This is a genomic window from Campylobacter sp. BCW_6877, from assembly GCF_001762445.1.
GTDB classification, from domain to species: Bacteria; Campylobacterota; Campylobacteria; order Campylobacterales; family Campylobacteraceae; genus Campylobacter_D; species Campylobacter_D jejuni.
Map to the genome: position 1 here is coordinate 63,045 of NZ_MJWW01000042.1, position 9,433 is coordinate 72,477.

10 protein-coding genes are annotated in these 9,433 nt (G+C 28.9%); 8 read left to right on the top strand and 2 right to left on the bottom strand.

Annotated features, from left to right (window positions below):
* A complete protein-coding gene (dut, locus tag AJ936_RS06150) occupies positions 1-690 on the bottom strand; it encodes a dUTPase (RefSeq protein WP_002936466.1) in 690 nt (229 codons plus the stop codon).
* 36 nt (positions 691-726) lie between these two features.
* Positions 727-1,290: an intracellular survival protein CiaI gene (gene ciaI / locus AJ936_RS06155; RefSeq protein WP_002826203.1), complete on the bottom strand. Its 564-nt coding sequence runs from the start codon at positions 1,288-1,290 to the stop codon at positions 727-729.
* A gap of 76 nt (positions 1,291-1,366) precedes the next feature.
* On the opposite strand from ciaI, the gene AJ936_RS06160 reads away from it, so the two are divergent.
* From AJ936_RS06160 to AJ936_RS06195, 8 genes are all read left to right on the top strand, one after another.
* Positions 1,367-1,774, top strand: coding sequence for a hypothetical protein (locus AJ936_RS06160; RefSeq protein ID WP_002781130.1), 408 nt, complete (start codon positions 1,367-1,369; stop codon positions 1,772-1,774).
* 71 nt (positions 1,775-1,845) lie between these two features.
* The gene (locus tag AJ936_RS06165) at positions 1,846-2,628 is read left to right on the top strand and encodes an ABC transporter permease (protein WP_002862104.1); all 783 of its coding nucleotides are present in this window, start codon (positions 1,846-1,848) and stop codon (positions 2,626-2,628) included.
* A complete protein-coding gene (locus AJ936_RS06170) occupies positions 2,625-3,287 on the top strand; it encodes an ABC transporter ATP-binding protein (protein WP_052861684.1) in 663 nt (220 codons plus the stop codon). The genes AJ936_RS06165 and AJ936_RS06170 overlap by 4 nt, the downstream gene beginning before the upstream one ends.
* Positions 3,287-4,405, top strand: a complete 1,119-nt coding sequence (locus AJ936_RS06175; protein WP_070274209.1) for a capsule biosynthesis protein — start codon at positions 3,287-3,289, stop codon at positions 4,403-4,405. Before AJ936_RS06170 ends, AJ936_RS06175 begins: the two co-directional genes overlap by 1 nt.
* A gap of 1 nt (position 4,406) precedes the next feature.
* Positions 4,407-6,065 (top strand): polysaccharide biosynthesis/export family protein, encoded by a 1,659-nt coding sequence (locus tag AJ936_RS06180; protein WP_070274210.1) that lies wholly within the window; start codon positions 4,407-4,409, stop codon positions 6,063-6,065.
* A gap of 9 nt (positions 6,066-6,074) precedes the next feature.
* On the top strand, positions 6,075-7,022 hold the full coding sequence (locus AJ936_RS06185) for an SIS domain-containing protein (RefSeq protein WP_070274211.1): 948 nt from the start codon (positions 6,075-6,077) through the stop codon (positions 7,020-7,022).
* Positions 7,022-9,169, top strand: a complete 2,148-nt coding sequence (locus AJ936_RS06190; RefSeq protein ID WP_070274212.1) for a glycosyltransferase — start codon at positions 7,022-7,024, stop codon at positions 9,167-9,169. Before AJ936_RS06185 ends, AJ936_RS06190 begins: the two co-directional genes overlap by 1 nt.
* A partial coding sequence (locus AJ936_RS06195) for a glycosyltransferase family A protein (RefSeq protein ID WP_070274195.1) occupies positions 9,166-9,433 on the top strand: 268 nt, incomplete at its 3' end. The genes AJ936_RS06190 and AJ936_RS06195, both read left to right, overlap by 4 nt.

Here is a 9,433-nt window from a genome sequence, read left to right on the forward strand (position 1 = left end):
TTATGCCTTTTTGTAGCATTCTTCTAGTTTTTTATAAATAGTATCAAAATCAAGCTCTTGTTCTAAAATTTGAGCTAAAACTTCATTGTCTTCTTTGCCATTCCAAGTTTTTTTATAGCTACCATCTTTGTAGCCATTGTTTTGTCTAAAGATATTTAAAACATTTTTTCCTATGTAGGTTTTATAAAGAATTTCAAGATTTAGCCCGCATTTAATAGCTAGGGTAAAATAGGTTGAAAGCAATTCTCCAAGATTAAATCCAAAGCCACTGCATTTATGGATAATAAGCTCTATATCATTTAAAATACCATAAATATCACTTTCATTAGGATGTTCTTCTTCTTTGCAAAAATCTTGAAACACACTTACAGCATTGACTTCTGTAGCTATAGCTTTGAAATCTTTACCGTTTTTATCGCGATACTCTTCAAGTAAAAGACTTAAGATAAAATGCCAAATATCGACAATCTCTATACGCACATTTTCCCAATTTGTCGGACTTGAAATGTTTTTCCAATGTTTCCATGCAAAAGAGTCTATAAGTTCTGCACATTCCATATAAATACAGCGTCTCCAACTGATCAGTTTTCCTTCTTTGGTGTAGCCATTTTCCCAATTTAAGCCGTTTGTTTCGTCGTTGAGTTTTTGTTGGAGTTTGAGCATATTTTCTAAAATTTCGATATTTGTCATTTAAAAATTCCTTGATAATTTTTAATATTATATGATTTAAGCGTAAAGATTTAAACTATCATCTGTCTTATCTTGATTTTCCTTGGCTTTTTCTTGTTGTTTTTCAAGTTGTTTTTTCATTTGTTCTAAAACTTCATCAAGAAGTTTTTTACTATCTTCAAGCATAGAAGCATTGATATCTTTATCATCTGTTTGATTTTGTTTTAGTAAATCACTGAGTTTATTTGTAAAATTATTCATAATAGCATTTTGATGGTTTTCATCATTTGGTGTTGGTAGAACATTTGCCATTTGCATAGCTGATTCTATAATTTCTTTTGGCTTTAACTCTCCGACTTTAGAATTTGCTAAAAAGTCTTTGATCATAGGTTCAACTTCTTTCATAGCATTTTTAATCTCATCAAGATCATTTTGTGTGAGCTTAGAGCCCTCAAAAGTAAAGCTAAAGCCATACTGACGCTTAAGATTAAGAGTCTTGCCTTCTTCATTATTTGCATAACTTACGCTTTGATTGTCATACATAGATAAGGCTAAATGTTTGCCACTTTTTGTTGTATAATCCATCGAAAAACTTTGGTTTTTGCTAGCATCAATTTGCATTTCTTCCCCTTATATTTATAGTTTATAAAATTATAATCGGTTATTTTTAAAAATATTTTAGTATAATTTTTACAATATGGATGAAAGAATTTTAGAATTTATAAAAAATGAGCAGCTTTTATCTTGGGCTATGATTGATGAAAAAGGTGTTTATACAGCTAGTGCTTTTTATGCTTTTGATGAGAAGAATTTAGCTTTTATTATCGCTTCTCATGAAGATACTAAGCATATAAGATTAGCCAGTGAAAATTCAAGTATAGCACTTAATATAGCCAAAGAAAGTAAAATAGCCTTTTTAAAAGGTGTGCAAGCTAAGGCTGAGTTTAAAATGGCAAGCAAGGAGCAAATGAAAATTTATTTTTCTAAATTCCCTTTTGCTAAACTTGATAAAAGTGCAAAAATTTATGCTTTAGAGCTTTTTTGGCTTAAATTTACTAACAATGCTTTAGGACTTAGTAAAAAGCTTGAGTTTTGTAAAAAATAAATTTTTATGATTTTGTTTAAAAAAATGAGTTATGATTATAGTTTATGTAAATTGTTAGGTATAGAAAATAAATGTTCAATGTAATTCACGCTTTATTTTTTAGAGAGTTAAAAACTAGATTTGGTGCTAATAGGCATTTGGGTTATCTTTGGGTAGTTGGAGAACCAATGTCAATAACACTTGCTATTACAGTAATTGTTACCATTATAAGAGAATATCATCATCAAGTTATGCCTGAAGGAATTTCTATTTTTATGTTTTTAATTTCAGGTATTATGCCTTATTTTATGTTTAGAAGTATAGTAACTCAGCTTATGAATGGTACTCAGGCAAATTTGGCTCTTTTTGCTTATAAACCTGTAAAGCCTATACATGTATTTATTGCTAGAACTTTGCTTGAATTTTGTATTTATTTTGTGATTTTTATCACTGTGCTTTTTTTTGCAGGATGGTTTTTTAGATTTGATGTATTCCCCGTTCATTTACTCGGAGTTTTATTTTGTATTTTTTTACTTATGTGCTCAGCTTTTGCTTTGGGAATTTGTTTTGCTATTATTTGGCATTTTGTAGAGCCTTTAAGAACTTTATTAGCTTATTTTAGCATAGTGTTTTATTGGAGTTCCGGGATTATATTTCCTACTTGGCTTATGCCAAGACCTTTACTTGATATATTTTATTATAATCCTTTGCTTCACATAATGGAGCTTTTAAGATTTAATTTTTTTGAGAATTATCCTTTGCAAGATGAATATAGTTATTTTTATGCTATATTTTGGATTTTACTTGTTTTATTTATAGGACTTTTTATTTACTACTATAACAGACAAGCTTTAACGGCGGCAAAAAAAGAATGATAAAGTTAATCAATCTAACAAAATCCTATCCTTTATTTAGCGGTGGAAGACATTATGTTTTTAAAAATTTTACTTTTGAATTTCCTGAAAATTGTAGTATAGGATTGATGGGGGGCAATGGAGCAGGTAAGTCCACTCTTATGAGACTTTTAAGCGGGGCAGAGCTTCCTGATAGTGGCAAGATAATTACTAATAAAAAATTATCCTGGCCTTTGGGATTAAATGGAGCTTTTCAAGGTTCTTTAACCGCTAGAGATAATGCTAAATTTGTAGCTAGAGTGTATGGATATAAGGGTAAAAAACTTCAAGAAAAAGTAAAATTCGTAGAAGATTTTGCAGAGCTTGGGAAATTTTTTGATGAACCTATGAAGACTTATTCTTCGGGAATGAGTGCTAGGATAGCTTTTGGACTTAGTATGGCCTTTGATTTTGATTATTATTTGATTGATGAGGCTGGAGCTGTTGGAGACCCTGCTTTTAGAGAAAAAAGTGTGAAATTATATAGAGAAAGATTAAGCAAATCAAAAGTGATTATGGTGTCTCATGATGTAGCTGAAATTAAAGAATGGTGTGATAAAATAATTTATATGAAAAATGGACAAATTACGGTTTATGATGATGTAGATGAAGGAATAGCTGTATATCAAGGAAAAGCTTAATGGAAGAAAATAAAACTTTATTAGAAAAAATCAAAGATTTAAGCATATTTGATTCTTTTAAAATTGTTTGGTTTATAATGATTTTTGTTGTAATTTATTATACATTAATTGCAGCGCCAAGATATGTAAGTACGATGATTTTAGATGTTAGATCAACAAGTGGAGAAAGCGCTCAAACAAGTGGAATTTTGTCTTTGCTTAGTAGTACTTCTACGGCAAGCGAAGATTTAAATTATCTAAAAGGTTATATAGAATCAAGTGATATGCTAAAGATTTTGGATGAAAAAATCAAACTTAAAAGTCTTTATCAAGAACAACATATAGATTTGCCTTTTAAAATTTGGGATTCAAGTTCAATAGAATCTTATCTTAAATACTACCAAGCAAGAGTTAAGGTGCATACAGATGAAACCACTAAGCTTTTACAGGTAGAAGTAGAGGGTTTTACACCTAAATCAGCTCATTTGATTGCTCAAACTATTATGCAAGAAAGCGAAAAATTTATCAATGAAATCTCTCATAAAGCAGCTAGAGAACAAATGGCTTTTGCTGAAAATGAAGTACAAAAATACAAAGAACGATATCAAAAAGCACAAAATGATTTGATTGCTTTTCAAAATAAATACGGAGTTTTTGATCCTTTAAAGCAAGCTGAAACTAAAGCAAGTTTGGTTGCGCAAATTGAGGCTAATCTAGCTCAAAAAGAAGCTAAACTTTTAACTTTACAAAGCTATATGAATGATGCAGCACCTGAAGTAGTAGCACTTAAAGCAGAAATTGAAGCAATCAAAAAACAACTTTTAAGGGAAAAATCTAAAATTTCAGCTAACAATTCTTCTCAAAAGCTTAATGATTTGGCTGCTAAATTTCAGGATTTAACTATAGAAGCTACTTTTGCGCAAAAAGCTTATGAAGCAGCTTTAAAAGCTTATGAAAGTGCTAGAATAGAAGCATTAAGAAAAATAAAACAACTTGTCATCATTCAAAGTCCAGATATTCCAGAAAGCGCAAAATATCCTGAAAGAATTTATGATATTTTAACAGCGTTTATTGTATTATCTTTGATTTTTGGAATTATTAAATTTATTAAAATGATAATAGAGGAGCATAAGTATTAAAATGAAAAAAATATTAATTTTATTTTTTAGTTGTATTTTATGTTTTGGAGCCGTGGATGTTTCACAAATCATTTCAGCAGAGGATCAAGGTTCTACTACAACTAGCATAGATCAAAATTTAAGCTCAAATTATGATATAGCAAATAAAGAAAATAATCTTACAAAAATTCATCAAATTTTAGTATTTGGTGCTCATCTTTTTAATGGAAATTTTAAAAATTACAATCAAAGAGTTTATAACCCAGATTATAAGATCGCAGTTGGTGATCAAATCAGTCTTAAAATTTGGGGAGCTGTTGAGTTTTCGCAAGTTTTAGTGGTGGATTCTCAAGGAAATATTTTTATCCCTAAAGTAGGAGCTGTAAATTTACTAGGTGTGAAAAATAGTGCCCTTGTAAGTGTTATAAAAGCACGTGTTAATAAAATCTATAAAAGCAATGTTTTTGTTTATGCAGATATGAATGCTTATCAAAATGTCAGTGTTTTTGTAACAGGAAGCGTTAATGCTCCAGGACTTTATCAAGGACTTAGTTCGGATTCAGTGATACAATATCTTGATAAAGCAGGAGGTATAAATTTAGAATATGGAAGTTTTAGAGATATTCAAATTTTGCGCAATAACAGCGTGATAAAAAATATCGATTTATATGATTTTTTGTTAAAAGGGCAAATGGATCTTTTTCCTTTTAGAAGTGGAGATGTTATCTTAGTAGGAAATGTTCAAAATTACGCTTTTGTTAATGGTGATGTGCAAAGACCTTTTCGTTTTGAACTTTCAAATGATATTAAAACTTTAGCTGACTTAGCTAGAGTATCAGGTGCTAAACCTATCGTGACTAATGCTATCGTAAAAAGTTATGGTGAAGATCATAAACTTGATGTCAGTGCTTATAATAAAATGCAATTTTCAAAAGTTTTACTTAGAACAGGAGATGAGGTAGAATTTCACCCTGAGTATGTTTCTGAAAATATAACTATAAGTGTAAATGGCGAGCACAATGGTTTAAAAACTTTAGTTGTAGGTAAAGGAACGACTTTAGGAGATATTTCTAAACTAATCAAGGCTAATCCGCAATCAAACATGCAAGCTTTGCAAGTATTTAGAAAAAGTGTAGCTAGAACTCAAAAAGAGCTTATCAATGCTCAGCTTAAAGAGCTCGAAACTCTAGCTTTAACTAGCAGTTCTGTTACAGCTCAAGGCGCAGCTATAAGAGCTCAACAAGCAAAAACGATTTTAGAATTTATCCAAAGAGCTAAGCAAGTAGAGCCTAAAGGTCAAATTGTCATCGATAATCCAAAGTCTTATAATTCGGTTATTTTAGAAGATGGTGATACTATTAATGTGCCAAGCAAGAATAATCTTATTATAGTTCAAGGTGAAGTTTCTTTACCTGGGGCTTTTGTGTATGATAAAGGAAAAGATTTAAGATATTATATTAATCTTGCAGGAGGTTATGGAGAAAGAGCGGATACTTCAAAAGTTTTGGTGATACGAAGCAATGGAAAAGCTGAAAAATATCATAGTGGTATAGATATGAAACCAGGCGATTCTGTGTTGGTATTGCCAAAAGTGGATAGTGAGAATTTGCAAATTTTTTCAATGTTGACTCAAATTCTTTATCAGATTGCTATCGCAACCAATGTTGTGCTTAATCTTTAAGGTTTAAAAATGAACACTCTTGAAATAGCCAAAGAAGTTTTTGAAAAAGAAGCGCAAGCTATTTTGGATTTGGCTAAAAATTTAGATGAAAATTTCAATCAAGCTATAAATTTAATGCTAAATACCAAAGGGCGTTGTATAGTTAGTGGAATGGGTAAATCAGGTCATATAGGTGCTAAGATAGCGGCTACTTTAGCAAGCACAGGAACACCAAGCTTTTTCATCCATCCAGGAGAGGCTTTGCATGGAGATCTTGGAATGTTAACTCCTGAAGATGTTTTAATTGCTATTTCAAATTCAGGAGAAACTGAAGAAATTTTAAAAATCATTCCTGCTATAAAAAAGCGCAAAATTCCACTTATAGTAATGTGTGGTAAAAAAAATTCCACCCTTGTAAAGCAAGGCGATATATTTTTAAATATAGCTGTAGAAAAGGAAGCTTGTCCTTTGCAGCTTGCTCCTATGTCTTCGACAACGGCAACTTTGGTTATGGGGGATGCTTTAGCTGCTGCTTTGATGAAGGTAAGAAATTTCAAGCCTGATGATTTTGCTCTTTTTCATCCAGGGGGAAGTTTGGGACGTAAGCTTTTAACCAAGGTAAAAGATCTTATGGTTTCAAGTAACCTTCCTATAGTGCATCCTGATACCGAATTTAACGATCTTGTTGATGTGATGACTAGTGGAAAACTAGGGCTTTGTGTGGTGCTTGAAAATGAAAAATTAGTTGGTATCATCACTGATGGGGATTTGCGTCGTGCTTTAAAAGCAAGTGATAAACCAAGGTTTGATTTTAAGGCCAAAGAAATCATGAGTACAAATCCTAAAGTAGTCGATGCTGATGCTATGGCAAGTGAAGCAGAAGAGATCATGTTAAAACATAAAATCAAAGAAATTATAGTAGGAAAAGAAGAAAAAGTTGTAGGTATTATCCAGCTTTATGCCATAGGAAATGTTTAATGCCTCTTTTATCTGTTATTATTCCTTTTGGATTAAGTAAAGAACGTCATTACATAGAAGAAAGAGTTCTTCAAAAAGCTAAATTTTTTCAAAGCGATGAGAATATAGAGTTTATTTTTGTTGAAGGATATTCATCTTTGAAAAATAATTTAAAACAAATCATAGAAAATAGTGGTCATATTTATTTAAAAGATAAAGACCAAAAAGATTATTTTTCCCAGGGAAAATGTAGAAATTTGGGCGCTGTTTATGCAAATTCTAAAGTTATAATGTTTTTAGATGTTGATTGTTATATTAGTTTATTATCTTTAGAAAAAATTTTAAATCTTATTAAAGTTAAAAATATTGCTCAAAATATCAATGAATTGTTGGTTTTACCTGTAGTGTATTTAAGTCAAAGTGGTAGTGAGAAAATTTATAAAGAGGATAAATACTTATGGGATGAAATTATCAAACATGATTTAATCACCGGAAAAAGAAAATTGATTAAATATTTTTCTCTTATTTCAAGTTCCATTATCGTAAATAGATATAAATTCTTAGTATTAGGGGGTAATAATCATAATTTTATAGGCCATAGTTATGAAGATCATGATTTTTTTGCAAGATTGCTTTTTTATACAACAAATTTTTCAAATACTCCAAAAGCATTGTGTTATGATGAGGGAACTTGGAATATAAGAAAATTTAAAGGTTTTAGAGCTTGGTTCTCTTTACTTGGGTATGAAATGAGTTTTCATGGAATTTATATGTATCATTTTTATCATGAAGAGCCTAATCAAAATAATTATATGTCTTATAGACATAAAAATCATAAAATATTTTATAAGAATTTGGCCAATTTAAAAAATTATCAAATTAAACCATTGCTTGATAAAGATGCTTTAAAAAATAATATTTTATTGCTTTGTTCTAAGGAAAAATTAATATTAAATTCTTTACATAGTGCTCTTGTATATATAGGCAATGTAATAAGTAAAAATGAAAACTATTTTTTTGAAGATGAAAAATTTAATCAAGATAAATTGTTAGATTTTTTAAAGCAAAATAACATAAACAAGATTTTATTTCCAAATCCTTATGGAAATGAAAAAAGATTAAAAATATATAAATTTGCAAAATCAGAAAATATTGATTTTGTATGTTTTGACAGAGGATCATTACCTGATAGTTGGTTTTTTGATACCAATGGTTTTAATTATGATTCAAATTTATATAATGAAGAAAATTGGAATAAAGTTTTAAGCAAATCTCAAATTTTAGAATGTAAAGAATATATCAATAGTATTATAGATGGAAATAATTTTTTAGAAAAGCAAGGAAAAAGAAATTTTAACTATTTGAAAGATAAATTTTTTGTTAACGATAAAAAGATAGTTTTTGTTCCGTTGCAAGTTGAAAGCGATACTGTTATAAAATATTTTACATATAAACCTTTTGATTGGAGTGGTTTTTTAGATATAATAAATGATATGGCTTTTAAATTAAGACAAACTCATATTTTTTTAGTGAAAAAGCATCCTCTTAGCTTAAAAATAGCGAAATCTAAGTATAAGAATTTAAATTTTATTTCAAATAAGACAAATATTATCGATGCAATTAGTTTGTGTGATGTGGTGGTTACGTTGAATTCGGGTGTTGGGCTTTATGCTATGATAATGAATAAGCCTTGTATAAATTGTGCTAATGCATTTTATAACTTTCAAGGTTTAAATTTTCAAGCTCATAACAGCGATGAACTTTTGAGATTTTTGGTTTCAGATTTGAAAATTGATTATAATAAAGTTTTAAAATTTATATGGTATCTAAAAAATAATTTTTATAGTTTTGGAAAATCTTATTATAAAAAAAGTTTTAACAATGGTAGATTCTATAATAAAGTTTATAAGATAGATTTTTATAAAATAGTTTTAGAAAATCAATGTTTTTTAGATGTTAAAAATATTGATAAAGTTTCATATAATTTTCAATCTTTAATTTACACACCTTATAAGTTTGAATTATATAGCAAAAATATTTTTATAAAATTATTTGATCTATTGATTCCTGATTGGGTTAAATCTAAAATATCTCATTTTAGATTTTATAGAATATTGAAAAAATACTTATATATAAAATTCATAAGAAAAAGAGAGCATTATAGATGAATCAAAATAAAACTGTTGGTATAGTTATTCCAATATATAATGTAGAAAATTATTTAAGAGAATGTATAGAAAGTGTCATAAATCAAACTTATCTTAATCTAGAGATTATTTTAGTAAATGATGGCAGTACAGATAAAAATTCCTTAAATATCGCCAAAGAGTATACTTTAAAAGACGAAAGAATAACTTTATTTCATAAAAAAAATGGAGGATTAAGTAGTGCTAGAAATGTGGGTATAGAATATTTTAGCGGGGAGTATAAAT

Excerpts from the sequence above, each read along its gene's own strand:
- dut (WP_002936466.1), bottom strand. The coding sequence starts at position 690 with ATGACAAATATCGAAATTTTAGAAAATATGCTCAAACTCCAACAAAAA.
- ciaI (WP_002826203.1), bottom strand. The coding sequence starts at position 1,290 with ATGCAAATTGATGCTAGCAAAAACCAAAGTTTTTCGATGGATTATACA.
- AJ936_RS06160 (WP_002781130.1), top strand. The coding sequence starts at position 1,367 with ATGGATGAAAGAATTTTAGAATTTATAAAAAATGAGCAGCTTTTATCT.
- AJ936_RS06165 (WP_002862104.1), top strand. The coding sequence starts at position 1,846 with ATGTTCAATGTAATTCACGCTTTATTTTTTAGAGAGTTAAAAACTAGA.
- AJ936_RS06170 (WP_052861684.1), top strand. The coding sequence starts at position 2,625 with ATGATAAAGTTAATCAATCTAACAAAATCCTATCCTTTATTTAGCGGT.
- AJ936_RS06175 (WP_070274209.1), top strand. The coding sequence starts at position 3,287 with ATGGAAGAAAATAAAACTTTATTAGAAAAAATCAAAGATTTAAGCATA.
- AJ936_RS06180 (WP_070274210.1), top strand. The coding sequence starts at position 4,407 with ATGAAAAAAATATTAATTTTATTTTTTAGTTGTATTTTATGTTTTGGA.
- AJ936_RS06185 (WP_070274211.1), top strand. The coding sequence starts at position 6,075 with ATGAACACTCTTGAAATAGCCAAAGAAGTTTTTGAAAAAGAAGCGCAA.
- AJ936_RS06190 (WP_070274212.1), top strand. The coding sequence starts at position 7,022 with ATGCCTCTTTTATCTGTTATTATTCCTTTTGGATTAAGTAAAGAACGT.